Source organism: Rhodothermales bacterium, assembly GCA_041391505.1.
In the GTDB taxonomy this organism is placed as follows: domain Bacteria; phylum Bacteroidota; class Rhodothermia; order Rhodothermales; family JAHQVL01; genus JAWKNW01.
This window is the reverse complement of record JAWKNW010000012.1, coordinates 107,944-130,261: the sequence shown is the minus strand read 5'-3', so window position 1 is coordinate 130,261 and position 22,318 is coordinate 107,944. Positions and strand designations below refer to the sequence as shown.

At 64.0% G+C, this 22,318-nt stretch carries 21 protein-coding genes; 12 read left to right on the top strand and 9 right to left on the bottom strand.

Annotation, left to right across the window (positions count from 1 at the left end; genetic code table 11):
• Positions 1-201 precede the first annotated feature (201 nt).
• From R2834_13245 to R2834_13225, 5 genes are all read left to right on the top strand, one after another.
• The gene (locus R2834_13245; GenBank protein MEZ4701296.1) at positions 202-1,455 is read left to right on the top strand and encodes an FAD/NAD(P)-binding oxidoreductase; all 1,254 of its coding nucleotides are present in this window, start codon (positions 202-204) and stop codon (positions 1,453-1,455) included.
• An 18-nt stretch (positions 1,456-1,473) separates the two neighbouring features.
• On the top strand, positions 1,474-1,785 hold the full coding sequence (locus tag R2834_13240) for a TusE/DsrC/DsvC family sulfur relay protein (protein ID MEZ4701295.1): 312 nt from the start codon (positions 1,474-1,476) through the stop codon (positions 1,783-1,785).
• Between the two features lie 104 nt (positions 1,786-1,889).
• Entirely contained in the window at positions 1,890-2,417 is a 528-nt protein-coding gene (locus tag R2834_13235; GenBank protein MEZ4701294.1) for a DsrE/DsrF/DrsH-like family protein, read from the top strand.
• Between the two features lie 109 nt (positions 2,418-2,526).
• Positions 2,527-2,916 carry a hypothetical protein gene (locus R2834_13230; protein ID MEZ4701293.1) on the top strand — a complete coding sequence of 130 codons (390 nt, stop codon included), beginning with the start codon at positions 2,527-2,529 and terminating at the stop codon, positions 2,914-2,916.
• A gap of 160 nt (positions 2,917-3,076) precedes the next feature.
• Positions 3,077-3,469: a hypothetical protein gene (locus tag R2834_13225; protein MEZ4701292.1), complete on the top strand. Its 393-nt coding sequence runs from the start codon at positions 3,077-3,079 to the stop codon at positions 3,467-3,469.
• Positions 3,470-3,493: 24 nt separating this feature from the next.
• Here R2834_13225 and R2834_13220 read toward each other — a convergent pair whose 3' ends face one another.
• The 3 genes from R2834_13220 to R2834_13210 all read right to left on the bottom strand — a co-directional run bounded on the left by R2834_13220 (position 3,494) and on the right by R2834_13210 (position 7,374).
• Entirely contained in the window at positions 3,494-4,435 is a 942-nt protein-coding gene (locus R2834_13220; GenBank protein ID MEZ4701291.1) for a calcium/sodium antiporter, read from the bottom strand.
• Positions 4,436-4,477: 42 nt separating this feature from the next.
• Positions 4,478-5,749, bottom strand: a complete 1,272-nt coding sequence (locus R2834_13215; protein ID MEZ4701290.1) for a SpoIIE family protein phosphatase — start codon at positions 5,747-5,749, stop codon at positions 4,478-4,480.
• Positions 5,750-5,814: 65 nt separating this feature from the next.
• Positions 5,815-7,374, bottom strand: a complete 1,560-nt coding sequence (locus tag R2834_13210; GenBank protein MEZ4701289.1) for a response regulator — start codon at positions 7,372-7,374, stop codon at positions 5,815-5,817.
• Between the two features lie 159 nt (positions 7,375-7,533).
• Between R2834_13210 and R2834_13205 the strand changes: the two genes are divergently transcribed.
• Positions 7,534-8,064 carry a ferritin gene (locus R2834_13205; GenBank protein MEZ4701288.1) on the top strand — a complete coding sequence of 177 codons (531 nt, stop codon included), beginning with the start codon at positions 7,534-7,536 and terminating at the stop codon, positions 8,062-8,064.
• A 7-nt stretch (positions 8,065-8,071) separates the two neighbouring features.
• Here R2834_13205 and R2834_13200 read toward each other — a convergent pair whose 3' ends face one another.
• Together R2834_13200 and R2834_13195 are read right to left on the bottom strand one after the other, a co-directional pair.
• Positions 8,072-8,455, bottom strand: coding sequence for a hypothetical protein (locus tag R2834_13200; GenBank protein ID MEZ4701287.1), 384 nt, complete (start codon positions 8,453-8,455; stop codon positions 8,072-8,074).
• Between the two features lie 108 nt (positions 8,456-8,563).
• Positions 8,564-9,250 carry a DUF1080 domain-containing protein gene (locus R2834_13195; GenBank protein ID MEZ4701286.1) on the bottom strand — a complete coding sequence of 229 codons (687 nt, stop codon included), beginning with the start codon at positions 9,248-9,250 and terminating at the stop codon, positions 8,564-8,566.
• A gap of 99 nt (positions 9,251-9,349) precedes the next feature.
• Here R2834_13195 and R2834_13190 point away from each other — a divergent pair, with 99 nt between their 5' ends.
• Positions 9,350-11,005, top strand: coding sequence for a M28 family metallopeptidase (locus tag R2834_13190; GenBank protein MEZ4701285.1), 1,656 nt, complete (start codon positions 9,350-9,352; stop codon positions 11,003-11,005).
• A gap of 15 nt (positions 11,006-11,020) precedes the next feature.
• Positions 11,021-11,395, top strand: coding sequence for an ACT domain-containing protein (locus R2834_13185; GenBank protein MEZ4701284.1), 375 nt, complete (start codon positions 11,021-11,023; stop codon positions 11,393-11,395).
• Positions 11,396-11,760: 365 nt separating this feature from the next.
• Here the strand turns inward: R2834_13185 and R2834_13180 are convergent, their stop codons facing one another.
• Positions 11,761-12,294, bottom strand: coding sequence for a DinB family protein (locus tag R2834_13180; protein MEZ4701283.1), 534 nt, complete (start codon positions 12,292-12,294; stop codon positions 11,761-11,763).
• 389 nt (positions 12,295-12,683) lie between these two features.
• On the opposite strand from R2834_13180, the gene R2834_13175 reads away from it, so the two are divergent.
• The gene (locus R2834_13175; GenBank protein ID MEZ4701282.1) at positions 12,684-13,802 is read left to right on the top strand and encodes an alpha/beta hydrolase; all 1,119 of its coding nucleotides are present in this window, start codon (positions 12,684-12,686) and stop codon (positions 13,800-13,802) included.
• A gap of 73 nt (positions 13,803-13,875) precedes the next feature.
• Positions 13,876-14,391 carry a hypothetical protein gene (locus R2834_13170; GenBank protein MEZ4701281.1) on the top strand — a complete coding sequence of 172 codons (516 nt, stop codon included), beginning with the start codon at positions 13,876-13,878 and terminating at the stop codon, positions 14,389-14,391.
• Positions 14,392-14,404: 13 nt separating this feature from the next.
• On the opposite strand, the gene R2834_13165 is transcribed toward R2834_13170, so the two are convergent.
• Positions 14,405-15,088, bottom strand: a complete 684-nt coding sequence (locus R2834_13165; protein MEZ4701280.1) for a 2-phosphosulfolactate phosphatase — start codon at positions 15,086-15,088, stop codon at positions 14,405-14,407.
• Between the two features lie 487 nt (positions 15,089-15,575).
• Entirely contained in the window at positions 15,576-16,394 is an 819-nt protein-coding gene (locus tag R2834_13160; protein MEZ4701279.1) for a hypothetical protein, read from the bottom strand.
• 179 nt (positions 16,395-16,573) lie between these two features.
• On the opposite strand from R2834_13160, the gene R2834_13155 reads away from it, so the two are divergent.
• Entirely contained in the window at positions 16,574-18,511 is a 1,938-nt protein-coding gene (locus R2834_13155; protein MEZ4701278.1) for a serine/threonine-protein kinase, read from the top strand.
• 97 nt (positions 18,512-18,608) lie between these two features.
• Positions 18,609-19,604, top strand: a complete 996-nt coding sequence (locus R2834_13150; protein ID MEZ4701277.1) for a tetratricopeptide repeat protein — start codon at positions 18,609-18,611, stop codon at positions 19,602-19,604.
• Positions 19,605-19,692: 88 nt separating this feature from the next.
• Here R2834_13150 and R2834_13145 read toward each other — a convergent pair whose 3' ends face one another.
• Positions 19,693-22,254: a M14 family metallopeptidase gene (locus R2834_13145; GenBank protein MEZ4701276.1), complete on the bottom strand. Its 2,562-nt coding sequence runs from the start codon at positions 22,252-22,254 to the stop codon at positions 19,693-19,695.
• Positions 22,255-22,318 lie beyond the last annotated feature (64 nt).

Here is a 22,318-nt window from a genome sequence, read left to right as displayed (position 1 = left end):
GTTTGGAAGGGCTGCCTGCATCGCGCGGGCAGCCCTTCTCTTTTTGCCTACGCCCGCGTAGGGACACCCCTCACACGCCGCGCCGCACTCCCATTACCTGTCATGACAAGCCGCCCCTTCACAGCCCCGGCATGGCGCGGGCTACTATAGATCTGCGACTGCAAGCGCACCGGACAACCATCCACTCAATCGGTAACGGGCATGAAAAAGCTGCTTATCCTCGGCGCAGGGACCGCCGGCACGATGATGCTCAATAAGCTGCACCACCGGCTCGACCTCACGGCATGGGAACTCACCATTGTCGATAAAGAACACGTTCACTACTACCAGCCGGGCTTCCTCTTCATCCCGTTCGGCATCTACAAGCCCGACGAAGTGATGCGCGCCAAGACCGACTTTTTCCCCGAGGGCATGAACGTCGTCTGGGGCGAGGTCGAGGAGGTCAAGGGCGACGAAAACCTCGTCCGACTCACCAATGGCGACACCCTTTCCTACGACGTCCTGATCGTCGCGACGGGCACCACCCCGCGCCCGGAAGAAACGCCGGGGCTCAAGGGGAAACTCTGGTACACGGATATTTTCGACTTCTACACGCACGACGGCGCCTCGCGCCTCGCCCGGAAGCTCGAACACTGGGAAGGCGGCCGGCTGGTCATCAACCTGGCCGAAACGATCATCAAGTGCCCCGTGGCGCCCCTCGAGTTTGCGTTCCTGTCCGACGCCTACTTCACGGAAAAGGGGATGCGGGACAAGGTGGATATCTTCTACGTCACCCCGCTCGCCGGCGCCTTCACGAAACCGAAAGCTACGGAAGTCCTCAGCGGCCTGCTTGAGAAAAAAGGCATCAACGTCATCCCGGACTTCTACCTCGAACACGTCGATGAGGACGAGAAAAAGCTCGTTTCGTACGACGGCAAGGAAGTGCCGTTCGACCTGCTCGTCTCCATCCCCGTCAACATGGGCGCCGACTTCGTGGATGCCAGCGACATGGGCGACGACGACGACCTGAATTTCATCCCGACCGATAAACATACGCTCCAGTCCAAGACCTTCGAGAATATGTTCATCATCGGCGACGCGACCAACGTGCCGACGTCCAAAGCCGGCTCCGTGGTGCATTTCATGAGCGAAACGCTGATCGAAAACGTGATGCACTACATCAACGGCGAAGCGCTCGAACCGTCTTTCGACGGCCATGCCAACTGCTTCATCGAAACGGGTTTCGGCAAGGCCACGCTGATCGATTTCAACTACAGCACCGAGCCGCTGCCGGGCAAATTCCCCCTGCCGCACCTGGGCCCGATGAGCCTCCTGAAGGAATCGCGTCTCAATCACATGGGCAAACTCTTCTTCCGCTGGGTCTACTGGCACATGCTGCTGACCGGCAAGGAGCTCCCCGTCCCGGCGCATATGTCGCTCGCCGGCAAGGAACTCGAAGAAGAAGCCATCGCCTGACCTAAACCGACCACGACCATGACAAGCACCGTACTCGCCGGCGTGTCCGTCGACCTCGACAACGAAGGCTACCTCGCCGATCCCTCCCAGTGGACGCCCGAACTGGCGAACGAAATCGCACGCGAAGAAGGCATCGTCCTGACCGACCGGCATTTCGACGTCCTCAACTACCTCCGCGAACAGAACGCCTCGGGAGAAAAACTCACCATCCGCCGCGTCGGCAAATCCGGCCTCGTGACGATCAAGGAGTTCTACGACCTTTTCCCCGGCGGACCGCTGAAGAAAGCCAGCCGCATCGCCGGCATCCCGAAACCGGTCAGCTGTGTGTGACGGACGATGTGGGAGGGGAGTATGGGCGTCGAAAACCCCGTACTCCTGCCTCCCCACACGCCGATCCCGCTCCCCCCTACGTTCACGCAAACCGCGCTACCGCCATGGAAGCCACCTCTGAACTCGCCAAATCGATGACCACCCCGAAAGCGGAAAAGAATCCGATCCAGAAGGTGCTCATCATCTGCTCGAAAGGCACCCTGGAAGATGTGTACGCCGCCCTCATCATGGCCAACGGCGCCCTGATGGAAGGGATTGAAGCGGAGATGTTCTTCACGTTCTTCGGCCTGGAGGCGATCAAAAAAGACGCCCAGGATCATCTGCACACCGCCACCGTGGGCAACCCGGCCCTGATGCGGCAGATGCCGACCCTCCTCGCCGGCCTGCCCGGCTTCGAGGCGCTGGTCTCGACGATGATGAAAAAGGAGATGGAAAAGCTGGATATCCCGCCCGTCTCCGAATTCCTGGAAATCATCTCCGAAAGCGGCGGCAAGCTCCATGCGTGCCGGCTCGCCGTCGACATGTTCAAGCTGAAACGGGAAGACTTCATCGATCAGCTGGACGACATCATCACCGTCGGCGAAATGTACGCCCTCGCCGAAGGCAAGAACACCCATATCATCTTTATCTGATCGCCTCTCCGTAGCCCATTCGGCATCAACCTCCATAAGCCGCCGCGCGCGACCCGAAGCACGACGGGTCGCGCCGGCGGTTTTTCCTTTCACTCAACCGGGCCCCAGGATGACGATCACCCATGAAATGGACGTGGCCGGCCTCGAATTCCACGAGCGGTACGTCATAGCCAAAGTGGCCTATGGCGTTCATCTGGACCCGGCGAACAGCGAAGCCGGCATCGAGCTGATCGCCGCGCGGTACCAGCAGCCGTTCGGCTACATCTCCAATCGGATAAACGACTATTCGCGCGACTACGGTCTGTATCGCCTCATCAAGGAAAAAGCGCCGAACCTGGCCTGTATCGCCCTCGTCATAGACAGGCCGCATGCGCGCGCGATGGCGCGAATCGAACAGCGCGTAGGGAATCGGTCGGTGCCGGTGGAGATTTTCGCCGACCTCGCCTCCGCCGTGGCCTGGACGGAGGAGCAGGTGGAACGCGCGCGAAGAGCCGTTTGAAATTCGGTAAAACGGCGTTACGTTGAGGCGTACTCGGTCGATTGGCTTACTGATCGATGCGACGTTCGTGGATACCGCGACCTGTCCAGTTACGGCTCACAGGCCTCAGAGCCCTCTTCTCGGCAGCCCGCGGTGCCCGTGGTCCTTCCTCACATTCACTATGCGTATCGAGCATGCGTTTGATTTTGGCCATGTTACCCTTTACGACCTCTACCTGATTGGCGAAGCCCATTTCGGGGTGCATTTCGGCGAAGCGGAACTGCGTGCGACCCTGACCTGGGCCCAGCCCCACTACCGCGAGCCTTTCGGATACATCTCGGTTCGAACACACGATCACAGCCGCGACCTGTCCGCTTACCGCATCCTGTCGGAGTATACACATGTGCTGGCCAGCCTCGCCGTCGTTCATCCCAAAGGAGATCCCTACAGGATCGGTGAGCTGGAGCGCAAGATCGCCATCAGATACCTGAAAATCGCGCTTTTCGACTCGACGGAAGACGCCGTGGCATGGACCGTTCAACTGGTCAAGAACGCACGGGCCCAGCCGCGCTGATCGCAGGGAGGAGACGCGAGCGCGTTACGGCTGGATCAGGACCGCCACATAGACGGCGTACCCGGCCAGCAGCAGGCCCCCCTCCCAGCGGCTGATCCGAAAGCCGGTCCACGCCAGCGGCAGCAGCGCGGCGGCGGCGAGTAGCATCGCCCCGTAATCGAGCGTCGTGAACCCCGCGCCGGCGAGGGGGTGCACGGTTGCGCTCACCCCGAGGATGGCCAGGACATTAAAGATGTTCGACCCCACCACATTGCCGATCGAGAGGTCGCCCTCGCCTTTCCACGACGCCACCAGCGAGGTGGCCAGTTCAGGCAGGCTGGTCCCAACGGCGATGATGGTCAGCCCGATGACGCGTTGACTCATGCCGAGGCGTTCCGCCAACGCCACGGCGCCCTGCACGAACAGATTACCGCCTACGACCAGCAGCGCGAGGCCGGCGCCTACCATCAGCACGGCATTCAACGTCGGCACCCGCGTCGCATGGACGGTGTCCTCCATGCTGGCCGCCAGCGCTTCCCGGTCGCGGCGAGCGGCCGAGATCAAGAACCAGAGGTAGGTCGCCATCGCGGCCGCGAGGAGCGTTCCGTCGATCCGCCCGAGCTGGCCATCGGCCAGCATGACCACCAGCGCGAGGGACGCGCCGATCATGATGGGCACATCGAGGCGGACGAGCTGAACCTGCACCTTCATCGGCCGAATGACCGCGGCCAGCCCGAGGATCAGGGCGATGTTGCAGATGTTGGAGCCGATGATGTTGCCGAGCGCGATCCCGCCGGCGTCGTGTACCGCCGCGCTCACGCTCACCACCATTTCGGGCGCGCTGGTCCCGAATGCCACGACGGTCAGCCCGACGATGAGCGGAGCGATACCGAGTTTGAGCGCCAGCGCCGCGCCGCCTCGAACGAGGAATTCAGCGCCGAAGTAGAGGAGGAGCAACCCTCCTGCAAGAAACAGGAACGTCGCCATGGTGGAATTGGGAGTTTGGGTGGGTGGCGCGCCGAATGGGAATCACTCGACCCGCAGAACAATCACCGTCTGGTCGTCGCGCAGGCCGGCGTCTCCGACGAAGCTGCGCAGCGCGGCCTGGACGGAGTCCGCGATGCGCGCCGCACTCGCGTCGAGCTGGCTGCGGATCGCGCGGCGGAAACGCCGTTCGCCGAACACCTGGCCGTCGGCGCGGGTCGCCCGGGTGCAGCCGTCCGTACGGAAGACGACCACATCGTCCTTTTCGAGCTGGAGCACCCCCTGTTCGTAGGTGAGGCCGGCGCAGATGCCGAGCGTCATGCCGCCGGTCGTGAGGGTCGTCACGCGGCCTTTCCGGAACAGGAGCGGAGCCATATGGCCCGCGTTCACATAACAGAGGATGAACTCGTCGAGATCCAGCCGGCAGCAAATAAGGGAGGCGTACTCCTCGGTGCGGGTGTCGCGGGTCAGCAGGTCGTTGACAGCGCCGACGATTTCGGGGAGCTGGCGGCTGTTGCCCATCTGGGAGCGGTAGGCCATCAACGCGCCCGACATCAGGAGGGCCGCCGGCATCCCCTTGCCGGCCACTTCGCCGATCGCGAGCCCGATCGTGTCCCGGTCGATCTTCGACACATCGTAAAAGTCGCCGCCCACTTCATACCACGAACTCATCCGGACGGCGAGCTGGATGTCGTCCGCATCCGGTATCACCGAGGGCAGCATCCGCTGCTGGATGCTTGCCGCGATGGCCAGGTCGCGCGACTGGAGCTTGAGCTGGAGCTCGCTCCGATGCAGGCGCGCCAGTTCGAGCGCCATGACGGCGTACCGCGCCAGGACGCGCAGCGTCTGCGTGTGCGTCCGGGTAAACCGAACCGGGCGATCGGTATAGATCGACAGACTCCCGACGACCTTTTTCCCCTCGAACAACCCGACCGCGAGCAGGGACGAGATGCCTTCCTCGAGCGCCGCCTCGGAAAACTGCAGGTCGCTCCCGGCCCGCACGTCGTACAGCGAATACACGCCCTCTTGCTGGATCAGCGACTGGAATCGGTTCTTGATGTCGATCACCGGCGCCGAAAACAAAAACCGTTCGCTCAGCCCCGTCACCGAGCGGATGCTCAGTTCGCCCGTATCGGCGTTGAGCATACGGAGGACGCATCCCTTCACCTTCATCTTGCGCACGGTGACGTCCGTGATCGCCTTCAGCAGCGCCTCCGGATCGAAATGGGAGGCGAGCAGCATCCGACTGATCGTCTCGATGGCGTCCAGGGCATCGAAGGAGGCTTCGGCGGGTCCTATCGTGGTTTTGGAGGGCATGTGGCGTAAGACGTTCGCGGTTCCGGGTTCGCGCGGTCACGGCATCGGGCCGGCGCGTCCCGGGGTTATTTCGGCTGCAGTTTCACGATGGGCAGGATCATCTCCTCCATCGACGCGCCGCCGTGTTGCATGGTGTCGCGGTAGAAATTGACGTAGTGGTGGTAGTTCGTCGGATAGACGAAATAGTAGTCTTCCTTGGCGATGATATAGTTCGTGTTGATGCCCCGCCCAGGCAGGCCGAACTCCTGGGGGTTCTTTACGAAGATCGCGTGTTTGCTGTCGCACTTGAGGTTGCGGCCGTATTTGTAGCGCAGCGCGGTGGAGGTCTCGCGGTCGCCGAGGACCTTGGTGGGCCGGAGGCTGCGGACCGCGCCGTGGTCGCTCGTGACGACGATCGTGCATTCCCGTTCGGCGAGGGTCTGAAAGGCCTGAAAGAGCCACGAGTGCTGAAACCAGGTGCGCGTGAGCGAGCGATACGCCGGCACGTCGGGCGCGATCTCCTTCAGCACCGCCGAGTCCGAACGGCTGTGCGCGAGAATGTCGACGAAGTTCACCACGATCGCGCTCAGGTCGCTCTGGGTGTATTCGACGATGTTCTGCGCGAAGTCCCGGCCGTGCTGGGTGCTCACCAGCTTCTCGTAGCGCATGCGCAACCCGGGCTTCTTCCGTTCGATCAAATCGCCCAGAAAGGCCTCCTCGTTGCGGTTGCGGCTGTGCTCGTCTTCCTCGCCCTCCGACCACAGGGCCGGGTACCGACGCTCCAGATCGTTTGGCATCAACCCGCTGAAGATGGCGTTGCGGGCATAGGGCGTCGCGGTGGGCAGGATGGAATAATAAAACGACTTCTCGATCGAGAACAACGGAGCGAGGAGGTGCTCGAATTCGAGCCACTGGTCATAACGCATGCAGTCGATCACAAAAAAGACGACCGGCCGGCCCTTGCCCACTTCCGGCAGCACGGTCCGGGGCACGACCTCGTGCGACAGCATCGGGCGCGCGTCGTTCGGGGCGCTGCCCAGCTGCGAAACCCATCCGCGGTACGACTCCTCCACGAACCGCCCGAATTCGCGGTTGGCTTCCTGGTATTGATCCACGAGCACCTGCCGGACGCCTTCGTCGCTGCCGAGCGAGAGGTCGTACGCCATCAGCCGCAGATAGAGATCGACCCACTCCTGGTGCGATCGGGCGTCGGCCAGCATGGCGCTGATCTGCCCGAAAGACTGGAGGTACTGCTGCGACATCTTCTCATGGCGAAGGCGCGAGCGCTCCAGCAGCCGTTTGATCGTCAGCAGGATCTGGCTGGGGTTGACGGGCTTCGTCAGATAGTCGCTGATCTGGTCGCCGAGGGCCTGCTCCATCAGGTCCTCCTCCTCGCTCTTGGTCACGATCACCACCGGCATGTCGGGCACGATGCGCTTGATTTCGGAGAGCGCCTCGAGGCCGCCCATCCCGGGCATCTGCTCGTCCAGCAGCACGACATCGCACCGGTCGCGCCGAACCTGTTCGACGGCGTCGGCGCCATTGGTCACACTCGTCACCCGGTACCCCTTGGATTCGAGAAACAGGATGTGCGGGCGAAGCAGATCGATCTCGTCGTCGGCCCAGAGGATGTGTGGCGATGGCATAAGGTACCGGTTGGTGCGGTGAGGTGTTCGGTCGTTGCCGGGCGCGCGACGGAACGTCTCGCCGGCTGGACGGCTACAAGAGCCGGGATGTTAATCGGTTTCAGAATCGAACGTTCCGCCTTTCTCCTTCGATCTTGCTTCCATACAGAGATACCTCCCATGGCCAAAACACCCTCCCATCGTTCCCGCATGGCCCCTGCCGTCGAGAAAGCCCTCAACGACCAGATTCAGGCCGAATTCGAGTCGGCGTACCTGTACCTCCAGATGGCGGCCCAGTTCGAGGCGCTGAACCTCAAGGGATTTGCGCACTGGCTGCGCCTCCAGTGGCAGGAAGAGACCGCGCACGCGATGAAGCTGTTCGATTTCACGCTGCAACGCGATGGCGGCATCGCGCTGGAGGCGATCCCCAAACCCAAGGTCAAGTTCAAGACGCCGACGGAAGCCTTCGAACAGGTGCTCGAACACGAGCGGTACATCACCGGCCGCATCCACGAACTGTACGAGGTCGCCCGCGAGCACAAGGATTACCCGCTCCAGTCCCTCCTCCACTGGTTCATCGACGAGCAGGTGGAAGAAGAGGACAATGCCCGATCGATCATCGACACGCTGCAGCTGGTCGGCAACGACGGCGCCAACCTGTTCCTGCTCGACCGCGAGCTGGGCGCGCGCACGACGGCGCCCGACGCCTGATCGTCGCTCAGACGGGCAGCCGGCCGGCAGCCGGGGCCACCCGATCGGCCGGCGCGCTCACGGGGATGCCGGGCGGCGTCGCGTAGTGGCGACGGGTGGTGCGGACGTGGTGGGTGAGCCAGATGAGCACCACGAGCGTGACGATGCCCATCACCATGGTGATGCGCTGCAGGGCTTCCCGGGAGAGGTGATTCATGGCCACGATGCCCAGGATGATCCCGCTGGCGAGGCCGATGAAGCCGTAACCGAACGCCAGGGGAGGGCCGGTGAGCCCGCTGCCGTCCGGCATGCCGAACAGCACACCCACCGCCAGCCCGGCAAAAAGCCCCAGAAAGCCGGCGAGCAAAAAGAAAGCGACGGACTTGATGAACGATTGAACCGCAGTCGCCATACGTCGCTTCCGGTTTCAGTGTAGATGCGGACAGGAGGGTAAGGACGGGCGCGTCCGGGCGAAACCACCCTGACGAACCCGCTCCTCCTTACCTCTCAGTCCGAATGCTCAATCGGGCAGAATCTTGATCATGATATTCCGGTAGTGCACTTCGCTCTCCGGATCGTGCCCCTGGATGGCCACCGTTCCGCTCGAAAGCCGGCGGCCCCGCATGTCGTCCGGGCGTTCGGCGTTTTCCGGCTCGGTGTAATCGACCAGCGTCTTGTCGTTCACTTTCGTGATGATGCGCTTGCCGTTTACGATGATGTGTTCGGTGAACCACTCGTTGTCGTTCGCCGGCGCCTCGCGCACATCATCGATCGCGTACAGGCCGCCCGTTCTGCGCCAGTCGGTGTGGGAATTGTTCACCTGCACCTCATACCCTTTGGCCGGCCATCCGTCCTCCTGAAATTCGGTGTGGATGTACATGCCCGAGTTGGCGCCCGGCTTCGTCATCACCTCGGCTTTCCATTCGAAGTTCTTGAACGTGTGTCCGCCGACGGGGCCGGTGTAATACAGGTGCGAGCGCGGTCCCTTCACGATCAGCTCGCCGTTCTCGACCCGGAACGTGCCCGGCTCTTCGCTGGCCGTCCAGCCGTTGAGGGTTTCGCCGTCGAAGATGCTGATCCATTCGCCGACCGGCGTGTCAGCGTGCGACATCGCCATGGGCTCGGCGCCGGCGGTATCCGGGGTAGTATCCGGCTGGCAGCCGGCGATGAGGAGGGCGCATGTCGCGATAGCGATCCACGATTTCATGGGAGGGTAGGGTTGGTGAAAACGACGGTTGAAAACGCTAAGTTACGATACGATCGGGATTAATGCCCGACCCCTGTTCCCTGAATGACACCCCTGCACATGCTTCGCTATATCCTGCTTTCCGCCGCCCTCGTCCTGTCCGCCGGCTGCGCCGCTCCTGGCGACGACGTCCCGCAAGCCGCCCTCGATGCCATCACCGCCGACGGGCTGTCCGACGGCATCGCCACCCTCGCCTCCGACGCCTTCGAGGGGCGTGCGCCTTCCTCGCCCGGAGAGGAAAAAACGGTCGCCTACCTCGAAGCGCAGTTCCGCACGATCGGCCTGGAGCCGGGCAACGGCGATTCCTATTTCCAGCAGGTGCCGCTGGTCGCCATCACGGCCAACCCCGACATGCAGCTCAGCGTAGCCGACGAGTCGGGGCGCTCGACGTACGCCTACGGCGACGACTTCATGGCCTGGACGACGCGCATCGTGGAATCCGTCCACCTCGACGCCTCGGAGATGGTGTTTGTCGGCTTCGGCGTCGTGGCGCCGGAATACGACTGGAACGACTATGCCGGCCTCGACGTCCGCGGCAAGACCGTGGTGATGCTGATCAACGACCCCGGCTTCGGCTCGGGCGACCCGTCGCTGTTCAACGGCAACGCCATGACGTATTACGGGCGGTGGACCTACAAATTCGAGGAGGCCGCCCGCCAGGGCGCCGCGGCGGCGTTCATCGTGCACGAGACCGAGCCGGCCTCGTATCCCTGGGAGGTCGTCAGCGGCAGCTGGTCGGGACCGCAGTTCGACCTCGTGCCGGAAGACAACAACATGTCGCGCGTCACGGCCGAGGGGTGGCTGCATATCGACACGGCGCGCGCCCTGTTCCAGCGCGCCGGCCTCGACTTCGACGCCGAGAAGGCGCGCGCGCGGACCCGCGCATTTTCGCCGGTCTCGCTCCGCCTCACCGCGTCGATGGACATCGCCAACACCATCCGCCGCTCCGAGTCGCGCAACGTCATCGCCACCCTGCCCGGGCGTACGCGTCCCGACGAATACGTCATCTACATGGCCCACTGGGATCATTTCGGGATCGATCCGAGCCTCGAAGGGGACCAGATCTATAACGGCGCCGTCGACAACGCCTCCGGCACGGCCGGCCTGCTCGAAATCGCCCGGGGCTTCGCCGCGCTTCCGCAACGGCCGGAACGGTCGGTCGCGTTTCTCGCGGTCACGGCCGAGGAACAGGGCCTGCTCGGCGGCCGCTATTACGCCGAGTATCCCATCATCCCCACCGCCCAGACCGCCGCCGCGATCAATATCGACGGGGTGAACCTCACCGGTCCGACCCGAGACCTCACCGTGGTCGGCTACGGCAACTCGGAGCTGGACCGGTATCTCACGGAGGCCGCCGAGGCGCAGGGCCGCGTGGTGCGCCCCGATCCGGAGCCGCAGAAGGGGTTCTTCTACCGGTCCGACCACTTCAGCTTCGCCAAAAAGGGGGTGCCGGCCCTGTACACCGACCCGGGCATCGACGATGTGGCGCGAGGGGAAGCCTACGGGATCCAGATGCGCGAAGACTATACGGCGAACCGGTACCACAAGCCGGCCGACGAATTCGACCCGAACTGGGACTTTTCCGGCGCCGTCCAGGACCTGAGGCTGCTGCTGACGGTCGGGTACCGGGTGGCCAACACCGACCACTGGCCTACCTGGAACGACGGCACCGAATTCAAAGCCATCCGCGAAGCCGAACGCCCGCCGCAGCCCTGAACACGCACCCGACGCATGCACCTGACCCTTCTGCCTGAACCCATGGCCGTATGCCGGCTCCCCCCGGATGCCCCGTTGCCGGCCGGCGTGCTCGACGCCCCCTTTTGCAGCGTAACCCGCACGACGGACGAGCTATCCATCGTGCTGGAGGCCCGTAGGGCGCAAGCCGGCTGGAAAGCCGAGCTCGGCTGGCGCATGTTCAAGGTCGCCGGCCCGATGGATTTCGAGCTCACCGGCGTGGTCGCCGGCCTCACCGTGCCGCTCGCCGACGCCGGCCTGCCGGTTTTTGTGGTCTCCACCTTCGACACCGATTACCTGCTCGTCCGGTCCGATCGCCTCGACGCAGCCATCGCGACGCTGCGAAACGCCGGCCACGAGGTGGATGGGTAGAGGCAAAGCCCAGCATTCCGCAGAATGCTGGACTTTGCCGCTTCAGGTTGCCGGTTTCAGGTCCAATGAAGGCTTATCTGGACGATGGCGCGTTTAGAAACTGTTGAGAAATAAAAAAGAGTTGTCTTCCTGAGCCCCCGGCGCTTGCGACGGGGTTGTCGAAAGCCTGCCCCCGCGAACGCGGGGGGACCTCCCGAATCACTCGCGCATGGCTCGCATGAGCGTCTCACGGTGGTTCGAGAGGTCTCCCCGCGTTCGCGCGGACGGGCATTCATCACGCCCACCGCAAGCGGAGGGCGGTTCAGGATGACGTACCGAGAAGGATTTTTGAAAATCCCAACCGTTTCTTAGCCTTGAATACCTCGTTACCGCGACCAGGGCGGCACGATGTCGTTCATGCGCGCGTAGGCGATCAATTGACCCATGTGTTCGCCGAGGTGCGACTGGAGCTGGAAGAGCACATCCCACTTCTGGGTGGTCTGGCCGTAGAGGGTCGTCGTCATGGCGAGTTCCTCCGCGGTGATGGTTTCCGCCAGACGGGTCGTGAAGGCGATCGACGCCTTGAGCATGTCGACGACGGCCTCCTTGCCGGTGATGGATTCGATGGCGTTCAGGTCGAGCCCGGCCGGCGCCTCGGCGCCCATGTTCTCGACCGGATACATGTAGTTGTAGTGCGCGATGTGCGTGAACACCTGCTCGACCGACATCACCCCCTCGCCCGGGCTCCAGGAAAACTTGTCCGCGGGGATGGCCTCCGCGAGCGATACGAGCCGTTGCGATGAATACCCGAACTTGGGAAGAAACGCTTCGGCGAAATGCGCCGGCGCCTGCGCGAAGAGGGCGGGGGCTCCGAGCGCCACGGCGGCGAGGAGAGCGAACACGGAAAGCGAACGTTTCATGGTGGTCTGTTTGATCGGATGGAAAGCGAATGCCCTGGATCGTACGCGGAAGGTTCGCGAACGATTCCCGCTATCTCGGCGGCGAATCCAGAAGGGCATTATATTTGTTCTGTTGAGCCGGCGTACCCGTGCATTTTTAAGTAATCAGGAACATTTTATACGCCGCGTGATCAAGAGGACGTTGATAGCGTCCGCATGAAACCGCGCATTTCGTCGCGTCCGTTGCGCTTGATCGATCCACGTCCGTCGCGCCATCGCTCGCATCCAATTGCCGTTTAGATAAATTATCGAGGCCCATTTTTCTGGGCATGACCGTCCTCGTAGTGAACGAAGGCCATGGTTAGCACCTTGATTCCCCCAACAGCCCAAGCTTAGTACGCGCGCAGGCCATGGAAGAACATCCGATAACATCGGTTCTGAAGTTTTTTCTCCTGTCGCTCCTGGCGCTGGTTGCGCTCGTATCCACGGGACTGCTCTACCGCATGTACGAGCAAAACCGGGTTACCCAGCTCACCAAAATCTCGACGCCCGGAGGCATCGACCTCCTGGGCAATGTGCCGCTCGGCGAAGAAGAACAGTGGGTCCTGATCCGCGGTCAGAAGCAAACCAATCCCGTCCTCCTCTATCTTCACGGAGGCCCCGGTTCGTTCGTCATCCCGCGGGCGCGCGATTTCGGTCTTCCGCTGGAGGAAGATTTTGTCGTGGTCTACTGGGATCAGCGCGGCTCCGGAAAATCTTACCGGCCCGGCCTCTCCGCCGAGTCGATGGATATCGAGCGATTCATCGCAGACACCCATGAACTCGTCGAGGTCCTGAAGCGGCGCTTCAACGTGCCCAAGATCTACCTCGCCGGCAACTCGTGGGGCTCGGCGCTCGGGATGCTCGTGGCCGAGCGCTACCCCGAATCCTTCTACGCGTTCGTCGGAACCGGCCAGCTGGTGAATACGGCCCGCTCCGAGGCGCTGTCGTACGAATTCACGCTGCGCGAGGCGCGCAACACCAGCAACCGGGAGGCCATCCGGGAGCTCGAGGAGATGGGCCCGCCGCCCTGGGACTACCGGACCATGAACAAGCAGCGCAAGTGGCTGCGCCGGTTCGGCGGAACGATCTACAAGGAACGCGAGGCGCCCGGCAGTTTCCTGTCGGATTTCATGGGCCGGATGCTGCTGAGCCCGGAGTACACCCTGCTCGAAATCCTTGAAATCAGCTCCGATCCCAACTTCGCCGTGCGCACGCTGTGGGACGACCTGGGCCAGATCAACCTCTTCGAGGACGTGCCGCGCGTCAACGTGCCCGTCTATTTTATCGCCGGCCGCCACGACTACAACACGCCGTCGGAACTCGTCAGGAAATATTTCGATCAACTCGACGCGCCGGCAGGCAAACACCTCATCTGGTTCGAGGACGCCGCCCACATGCCCGAGTTCGAGAAGCCCGAGCAGTTCCACCGCGTCATGGTCGACTCCGTCCTCGCCCAGACCTACCCGCACTACGTCTACACGCCCTGACGTACCGCCGCACGGGTTCGACCCGATTGCCTATCTTGCCGGCTGATTCTGACGATCAGCACCGAAACCCGACATGGACTTCGCCGCAGGCAACAACCTGGTCGCGCTCATCGGCGTGATCGCCGCCGGCCTCTTTGCGCTTTATTTCGGGCTCGAGATCCTGCTGCCCATGATGCGGAAGGCGCAAAAATCCAATCGAAAACAGGCCGAGGAACGCGCAGCAGAACTCTACGATCAGTTCGTCCGCAACGAACACGAACTGGACCGGATCAAACGCGACGTCGCCATGCGCGCGCCGCAGATCCGCATGCTGCGCGCCGGCCGCGCAGACCATGAAACCACCTGCCTCTTCATCAACGACGGCGGCACCGCGAAAGCGCTGGAGGTCACCCCCATCGGCCCTTTCAAGGCCACCATCTCCCCCCGGGACCAGTTGAAAAACGGGGAGACCGGACGCATCGACATCCGGGACGCCGCCGCCTCGCTCCGGATGCTCCAGTTCCGTATCACCTACATGGATTCGTACGCCGAACGCGTCTCGCGCCTGTACGCGTACTCGGAGAAGGAGGGGCGATTCAAGGAGATCTGAGCGTCCTCCCGATTCAGACCCGTCGCGCCACCAGCAGCCCCGCCTCGTCGCGCACCCGAATCGCAACGGGCACCTCGTCGATGCGCAGCGCGTGATCGACATCTTCCCAGTGGAGATAGGGCTTGGAGGGATCCCGGAATTTGTCGGTTTCGTTGCCGGTCAGGAGCAGGGAGCGCACCGCGTCGCGCTCGGGCTGGCGGCCTTCGAGCAGCGCGCGCAGGTAGAGGGCGCACTGTTCGTCCTCGTCGGTCCGATAGCGCCCCTGATAGCCCATGGCCACGAGGGTCACCAGCGGCGGATTCATCGCGAGGAGGGCGTCGGCCGTGGCGCGCGCGTTGATGAGGGCGGCGGTGAAGATCGCCTCGGCCTTCGTCACGGAGGTCACCCCGACCGTGCCGGCGCGGGTCGACTGGATCAGCGTCTTGCCGGCGATGTCGGCGTCTGACAGCTCATGGGGCGAGTTGCCGAAATCGAAGCCGGCGGGCATCTTGCCATCCACTTCGCCCACGCAGAGGGTCCCGACCCCGCGCGACCGCAGTTCCAGCGCCTCCGGCGGCTCCGCCACCATCACGATCTTCTCCACGCCGCGCGAAAAAGCGACCGACGCCGTGGTGAACGCGCGAAACACATCGATGACGACAACGACCCCCTCAGCGCGCCGCGCGCCGTCGAGCAGGCTTTCAATGCGGATTTCCATGTGTGGGTAGGGATTTGATGCGGGATACGGGATGCGGAATACGGGATGCAGGATGCGGGATGCAGGATGCAAGACGCAGGATGCAGGATGCAGGATGCAACCTACATGGAATGCGTTCGCAGGTTTCCACGTATCCCCGCCCCAAAAAGGTCAAGGCCACCAGCTCCCCAGAACCGATGACCCGTGACCAATGACCCCATGCGAAGCATGGCTATGACCGTTCGCGCAGCGTACTCATGTCCCCATGCGAAGCATGGCTACGACCGTTCGCGCAGCGAACTCATGTCCCCATGCGAAGCATGGCTATGACCCTTCGCGCAGCGAACTCATGTCCCCATGCGAAGCATGGCTACGACCGTTCGCGCAGCGTACTCATGACCCCATGCGAAGCATGGCTATGACCGTTCGCGCAGCGAACTCATGTCCCCATGCGAAGCATGGCTATGACCGTTCGCGCAGCGAACTCATGTCCCCACGCGTAACGTGGTCAAACCCCCACCGGGCACGCCACGTTCTGCAGCGAAGCGTCCCAGCAGGCTTCTTCGCCGTTGTTGAAATCATAGGCCTGGATCGAGCCCTCGTTCGTCTCGCTGTTCCAGCGCATGATGTGGCGCTTCGCGGGGTCGGGCTCGGTCACATCCAGCGTGAACCAGGCGCCTTCCTGGCGATAGGTCGCTTTCATGCCGCCGACTTCGGGCACCTCGACCGGGATCGAGAAGCGGACCGTGTTGTCGTCGGCCTCATCGACGATGGTATAGGAGGCGTCGAGTACGCGAATCGGGCCTTCCTGGGTCGGATAGATGATTGCGAGCGTGCCTTCGTTCGAGGACAGGCCCGTGCGCGCCTCGTACAACAGGAAGTCGTCGAAGCGCAGGTTGTTATGTTCGTCGTAGCCGGACACGCGCATCTCCCAGGTGATCGCGTTGCCGTCGGGGCGGGCGGTCAGTTCGAACCCGTCCGACTGACCGTTCACGAGCGTATCGGCGGCCCAGACGAAGGCTTCGCCGTTCCAGACAGGATCGACGAGTTGGGCGGCGTGGGTGACCTGCGCCGGCACGTAGAGCACGCCGTATATGCCGGTGTTCACGACCAGCACCCGGATCGCGGCGGCGAGAAAGTTCGTGCCCTGGGCGCTCGTTTTGTTCGGCCCGCCGTTGAACAGGCTGAGGTCCATCGAAAAAGCCGCCTCGGGAAGGGCCTCCGGCGCGACAGGCTCCGGCTCGGATTCCACGGTGTCGCAGGCCGCGACGAACAGTAACAGGGCGGCCAGGAGGACGGTACGAAAGGTGTAAGAAGTCGATTTCATAGCGGTATAGGTCTGATTGTCCGAAGTTCGGATAGGATCGGATGGACACCCGATTCCTTCGCTCATAACCCAATGCGCAGAACCGAAACGAAACTTCCCTGGATCGGTATCGAGAACCTGCCGTAGATTCAAAAAGGCCCGATCTGTCGATCTGGCCGCATGTCGCACACTCCGTCAGCATGGACGAACGCTGGACACGCATCCGAGAACTGTTCCGGGCCGCCAACGAGCTGGATGCTTCCCGATGGGAATCCTATCTCGCCTCGGCATGCCCGGACGACGCCCCGTTGCGCGAACGCGTGCTGGAGATGCTGCGGGGGCAGGATCGCGAAGACGACTTCCTGGACGCGCCGGCTATCGCCCCGGCGTCCGAACCGACCGACCCCCTCGAAGGCCGGCGCATCGGCCCCTACGCCGTCGTCCGCGTCATCGCCCGGGGCGGCATGGGCGTCGTCTACGAGGCACGCGATGTCCGGCTCGACAAGGTGGTCGCGCTCAAGACCATGAACCCGATGCTGGCGCGCGATCCGAAGATCCGCCAGCGCTTCGAGCAGGAAGCCCGCACACTGGCGCGGCTCGAGGATCCCCACGTCGTGCGCATCCATGCGCTGCAGGACGAAGGCCCGGACACCTTCATCGTCATGGAGTACGTGCAGGGCCCCACGCTGGCGGACTATCTGCGTCGCCGGGGCCGGCTCAACGCCAGGGAGACGCTGTTCCTCACCCGCCAGCTGCTCACCGCGCTCAGCAAGGCGCACCGGCTCGGCATCGTGCACCGGGATCTGAAGCCGGCGAACGTGATGCTCGCCCGGGACGACGAGGGACGGCCCCTCGTGAAGGTGCTCGACTTCGGCATCGCCAAACAGCTCGGAGCCACCGCGCAGACCCTCACCCACGGCGCCATCGGCACCCTTCTGTACATGGCGCCCGAGCAGGTCCGCGGCGCACAGGACATCGATGGCCGGGCGGATCTGTATGCGCTGGGCGTGATGCTCTACGAAATGCTCGCGGGCGAACTCCCCTACGACCGCCAGGTCGACGAATACTCGCTTCGGCGGCAGATCGTCGAAGGCCCCGTCGAACCCCTGCACCGGCGCGCGCCCGACGTGCCGGGCGGGCTCTCCGCCATCGTCGAACGCGCGCTCGCCAAAACGCCGGCCGACCGGTATGCCACGGCGGAAGACATGCTGCGCGCGATGCAGACGTTCGAGCAGCAGCAGCGCCAGCCAGCCATCCCGCCGACCGCGTCGGTCAAAAAACGCCGTCCGCTGGCATGGGTGTCGGGCGTCCTCGCGCTGGCGTGCGTCGTCGGCATCGGCTACCTGTTCGCCCGAAGCCCGGCGTCCGTCGATCCGGACCCTCGGGAGCCGGTAGGCGAAGAAACCCTGGCTGTCGCCGCCCCGGCGCTCCTTCCAGCCGATACCCTCGCGCAACAGCCGCCGCCGGAGACCCCGGCGGAGACGACGGGGTCGCCCTCGACGTCATCCCCGCCTCCGCCCGACCCCCGCGACGAGCCCGTCGTCTCGATCGACCCGCCCCCCGTCGCGTCCGCCTCGACCTCGACCGAGGAGGCGCCCGACGATACGACCGCCGCCGTCGACGACCCGCCGGCCCTTCCCGCTCCGTCCTTCCTCCAACTCGCCGTCAGCCCGATCGGCGATCTCTATCTCAACGAAGCGGCGACGCGTTCGGGGGTGGTGCTGGAGGACGTGCCCGTCGACGCCGGCCTGTACGCCGCGCGGGTGGTCAACGACACCTACGGGGAGTGGCGCTGCGAGATCGCCATCGAAGCCGGCGTGCCGCTGCCGCTCGCCGTGGATTTCCTGACGCCCATCCTCGTCACGGTGGCGGCCGAGGATGTGGACACGAACGACCCGATCCCGAACGCCGAAATCTTTATCGACGGAAAAGCGTCCTCCGTCACGCCCCAGACGGTGCGGCTGCAGGGCGGCGTGCGCCGCATCGTGGTGCGCAGCGAAGGCTACCGCCAGATCGATCTCCTGCCCGACGACGCCGACGGCTGTTATCAGAAGCTGGGGCCGGACCGGATCAATTTCGACCGCACCGCCATCGGCGAACGCACCCGCGTCGTGGCGCAGCTGAAAAAAGTGGAGTGATGACGGGGTAGTTTCGCCGCCGGCTTGCGCATGTCCATGTAGTCACCCGTGAACCCAACGACGACGCCGGCCGCCCCGGCATGTACCACCTTCTCCTATGAAACGCATGATGACCGCCCTGCCTCGCCTCATCGCCCTTCCGCGCCTGCTCCGCCTCTGCGGCATCGTCCTCCTGCTCGGTGCGGCCGGCCTTACGCGGCCCGCCCAGGCGCAGGAGGCATCCATTTGCGCCCGCGCCCTCGACATGGCGCGCACCGAATTCGAATCCGGCTTGTTCGACCGCTCCAGCCAGCGCCTCTCCGTATGCCTGGAACGCAAGGCGTTCACAGTGGATGAGGAGCGCCAGGCGTATCTGCTGCTGGGCATGATCTATTATTCCAACCTGCAGATCGACCAGGCCCGCGACTCGCTGCGAAACCTGCTGGAGCGCGACCCGTCGGTCGAACTCGAAGGCAGTCAGTACAAGCCGGGATTTGTCGACCTCTTCAGCGAAGTCCGGAGCGAATTGCAGCCCTCGCCGCTGCCTCCGCCCATCCCCGCCCCCATCAAGGCCGGCCCGAAACGGTCCGGCTTCTGGGTCAGCGTAGGGCTCGGGCCGGGGGGAAGCGAACTGACCTGCCGCGCCTGCGACCTGCTGCCGGACGAAGATCCCTGGCGCGGCGGCAGCGGGGGCAGCCTCGCGATCGCGATGGGGGGCGCCGTGAACGACAGGCTGCTCATCGGTGGCGAATTTAATCACTGGACGCGGTCCATCGAAGACAATCCACACAAGGCTTCGATCAGCACCCTGACCGCCATCGTGCGCTTCTACCCGACGTCCGGCACCGATTTTTTCCTCAAGGGTGGACTCGGCGTCGGCGGGCTCAGCCTGGAAGGCGATGCCGTCAAGATCGACAACGGCGGCATCAGCCTGCAGCTGGGACTGGGCTACGACATCCGTCTCGGCGCCGGCAAACGCTTTGCCCTCACGCCTTTCCTTAACGTCATCGGCATCCGCGCCGAAGGCGGCCAGACCCGCGTCGCCGGCATCAGCGTCACCGGCCCCCAGGACCCCGGTTTCGCCCAGATCGGGCTCGCCGCGAGCTGGTTCTAGAGAAGGGTTCCAGGATCGAGGTTCAAGGTTCAAGGAAAACGCAATCCCTTGAACCTTGAACCTCGATCCTGGAACCTCACCCCCCCCCTTACCGAAAGAATACGGCGTTGGCGACGAGCAGCCGGCCGTTGTACCAGAAGCCCCGGAACAGCGGATTATCCGCGATATAAACGACATCGCCGCGCCCGATCGATTGGGTGCCGATGGCGAGGTGCCGGCCGATGCGCTTCTGCACGTCGGCGCCGACGAAACCGCTCACGGGCTCGGGGCTCGCCAGGACCCCCACGTTCCAGTCGGAGGTATCGGTCAGCCGCTCGTACAGCGCGTCGCCGAACTTGAGGGTGAAATAGGTATCGCTGTAACCGAACGCAAGCGGATGGCTGGTATCCAGCGAAACCCGAAAGATGGCGCCCTGGATCTCGTCGCTGAGGGCGTCCCGTTCCCGGTTTCCGTACCGGCGCGCGTCGAGCGCGGCGGAGTCGGCCGGCGCCTCGTCCGTCGCGACGCGGCGGATGCGGAAGCCTTCCTGGCCGGCGAGGAAACGCACGGCGCCCTCCATCGCGATGAGCCGGCCGCCGCGCTCGACCCATTCCCGCACCCGCTCCATCGTGGCCGCCGGCAACGCCGATCCATACGACCCCGAGGGCATCACGAGCACGTTGTAGCCGCTGAGTTCGCCGCCGTTGAAATCGCCGGCATCGAGCAGCGTGACGGGATAACCGAGCTGCTGATCGAAATAGTGCCATACTTCGCCGGCGGCATTGGAACGCGTCGGTTCGCCCATGAGCACCGCGACGCGGGGCGGTTCGGCAAAGATGACATCGGCGGAGCCTAAATCCGCCCCGTCGGTCGCCAGACCCGACGCCACCGGGACAATCGTCCGCTCAAACGCGCGGGATGCCGTGCGGACGATCGCATCGAACCGGTCGCCGAGGTGCCGGTTGCCCGCGCGCGTCAGGATCAGCGTCCCGGGAGCAAAGGTCTGTCCGTCCATTGAAAACGACTTCTCGGCATACCGCATCCTGACACCCCGGCGCGTGATGTCCGCCAGGAAGCGGGCATCGTCAAAACCCTGCCAGGGAAGGAGATAGGCGTAGGGGCGGTCGATCCGGACCGCCGGTGGAGCAGTCGTCGCCGGCGAGGACGCGGCGGGTTCGATCCGGTCCGTCGTGGCATAGGCCTCCACCCCGTAGACATAAGGCAGCGCCCAGGCGGTCATGTCGTAGGTGAGCGTGTCCGACAACGCCGTCCTCGGCTCGAACAGGACCTTCAGCAACGACGATCTGGGCTGAAACGCGGTCAGGATCATGTCGCCGGGCTCGATGGCGAAACGGCCCGTCGCCCCGTCGCTGTACCGGTAGCCGGACGCGCTCCGGCTTCGATCCGCATAGCCGAACCGGATGCCCTGGCGCTCGAGATGCGCCTCGATGGCGTGGCGGGTGTCGGCGCGCTCCATGTTCTTGAGCACGTACGTGCGATACGGTCCCGCCGGCGCCGCGACGGCGCGATCGAAGAACGCCCCGAACTCGGCGAGCACCTGCTCGCGGTTTTCGACGGTCGCCTCGATCGTAGCCATGCCCGTCGTATAGTGGTGGTCGATGCGGTCACGCAGCGTCAGCGTGTCGCCCTCGGCCGTGACGATGGCGAGGCCGGCGCGCCCGCTCCCGCCCTGCTCGTAGGTCATGCCGATCGAGCCGTTGTACGTCGGCCACGAGTCGCCATACCCCGGATAGAGCAGGTCGTAGACCTGCCCCGTGAAATAGAGCCAGCCGTTTTCGTCGAAATACCGGGCATTGTTTCGGCCGATCGTATCCTGAAAGGCCCGCTGCCAGGGCGTGATCACCTCGTGGTAGGGCTCGGCCGCCGGCGCGAAATAGTACGGCTGATCGACCCCCTGCTCGTGAAAATCGACGTGGACGTGCGGCATCCATCGGTTGTAATTCGCGACCCGCGCCAGGACCTCCTGCTGCGTCGTCCACGACCAGTCACGGTTCAGATCGAAATAATAGTGGTTCGTGCGCCCGCCCGGCCACGGCTCCTCATGCTCCCAGGCTTCCGGCGCGGCGTTGGGGAAACGGCCGACCCGCTGGTTGTACCAGGTCGCGTACCGGTCGCGCCCGTCCGGGTTGAGGCAGGGATCGATGACGACGACGGCCTCCCGGAGCCAGGCGCCCGTCCGGGCATTCGACGGGTCGGCGAGTTCGTAAAGCGTCTGCATGGCGGCTTCCATGCTCACGGCCTCGTTGCCATGCACGTTGTACCCGAGCCAGACGATGGCCGGCTCAGTACTTGCCGGGGTACCTTCCGGGGGCCCTTCGTTGGGTCCGTACTCCCCGGTCCGCCGGAGGTGGTTCATGCGGACCGATTCCAGATCCGGCAGCCGTTCCGGGGCGGTCACGAAGGCGGCGATGAGTGGCCGGCCCTCGTAGGTCTCCCCGTAGGATTCCACCGTCACCCGCGGCGAATGCGCCGCCACATGCTCGAAATACGCCACCATACGGTGATGCGGGGTGAAGCGATCGCCCAGTTCATACCCGAGGAATTCGGCCGGCGACTCCAGCCGGCCCTGGGCATATACGGACGGACGGAGCGCCGCAACGAGAAGAAGGGCATAGAGGAGGCCCAGCGGACGAATGCCGTATCGATTCATATATTGACTGTCGTCGTATCGTGACTATGGCGGCTGCAAAGTAACGCCGCCGGCAGGGCCAAGC

Bases quoted from the DNA above. Each gene is read 5' to 3' on its own strand.
- R2834_13205 (MEZ4701288.1), top strand. From the start codon at position 7,534: ATGGCCAAAACACCCTCCCATCGTTCCCGCATGGCCCCTGCCGTCGAG.
- R2834_13230 (MEZ4701293.1), top strand. From the start codon at position 2,527: ATGACGATCACCCATGAAATGGACGTGGCCGGCCTCGAATTCCACGAG.
- R2834_13180 (MEZ4701283.1), bottom strand. From the start codon at position 12,294: ATGAAACGTTCGCTTTCCGTGTTCGCTCTCCTCGCCGCCGTGGCGCTC.
- R2834_13160 (MEZ4701279.1), bottom strand. From the start codon at position 16,394: ATGAAATCGACTTCTTACACCTTTCGTACCGTCCTCCTGGCCGCCCTG.
- R2834_13170 (MEZ4701281.1), top strand. From the start codon at position 13,876: ATGGACTTCGCCGCAGGCAACAACCTGGTCGCGCTCATCGGCGTGATC.
- R2834_13220 (MEZ4701291.1), bottom strand. From the start codon at position 4,435: ATGGCGACGTTCCTGTTTCTTGCAGGAGGGTTGCTCCTCCTCTACTTC.
- R2834_13200 (MEZ4701287.1), bottom strand. From the start codon at position 8,455: ATGGCGACTGCGGTTCAATCGTTCATCAAGTCCGTCGCTTTCTTTTTG.
- R2834_13150 (MEZ4701277.1), top strand. From the start codon at position 18,609: ATGAAACGCATGATGACCGCCCTGCCTCGCCTCATCGCCCTTCCGCGC.
- R2834_13215 (MEZ4701290.1), bottom strand. From the start codon at position 5,749: ATGCCCTCCAAAACCACGATAGGACCCGCCGAAGCCTCCTTCGATGCC.
- R2834_13190 (MEZ4701285.1), top strand. From the start codon at position 9,350: ATGCTTCGCTATATCCTGCTTTCCGCCGCCCTCGTCCTGTCCGCCGGC.
- R2834_13225 (MEZ4701292.1), top strand. From the start codon at position 3,077: ATGCGTATCGAGCATGCGTTTGATTTTGGCCATGTTACCCTTTACGAC.
- R2834_13155 (MEZ4701278.1), top strand. From the start codon at position 16,574: ATGGACGAACGCTGGACACGCATCCGAGAACTGTTCCGGGCCGCCAAC.
- R2834_13165 (MEZ4701280.1), bottom strand. From the start codon at position 15,088: ATGGAAATCCGCATTGAAAGCCTGCTCGACGGCGCGCGGCGCGCTGAG.
- R2834_13245 (MEZ4701296.1), top strand. From the start codon at position 202: ATGAAAAAGCTGCTTATCCTCGGCGCAGGGACCGCCGGCACGATGATG.
- R2834_13175 (MEZ4701282.1), top strand. From the start codon at position 12,684: ATGGAAGAACATCCGATAACATCGGTTCTGAAGTTTTTTCTCCTGTCG.
- R2834_13195 (MEZ4701286.1), bottom strand. From the start codon at position 9,250: ATGAAATCGTGGATCGCTATCGCGACATGCGCCCTCCTCATCGCCGGC.
- R2834_13210 (MEZ4701289.1), bottom strand. From the start codon at position 7,374: ATGCCATCGCCACACATCCTCTGGGCCGACGACGAGATCGATCTGCTT.
- R2834_13145 (MEZ4701276.1), bottom strand. From the start codon at position 22,254: ATGAATCGATACGGCATTCGTCCGCTGGGCCTCCTCTATGCCCTTCTT.
- R2834_13240 (MEZ4701295.1), top strand. From the start codon at position 1,474: ATGACAAGCACCGTACTCGCCGGCGTGTCCGTCGACCTCGACAACGAA.
- R2834_13185 (MEZ4701284.1), top strand. From the start codon at position 11,021: ATGCACCTGACCCTTCTGCCTGAACCCATGGCCGTATGCCGGCTCCCC.
- R2834_13235 (MEZ4701294.1), top strand. From the start codon at position 1,890: ATGGAAGCCACCTCTGAACTCGCCAAATCGATGACCACCCCGAAAGCG.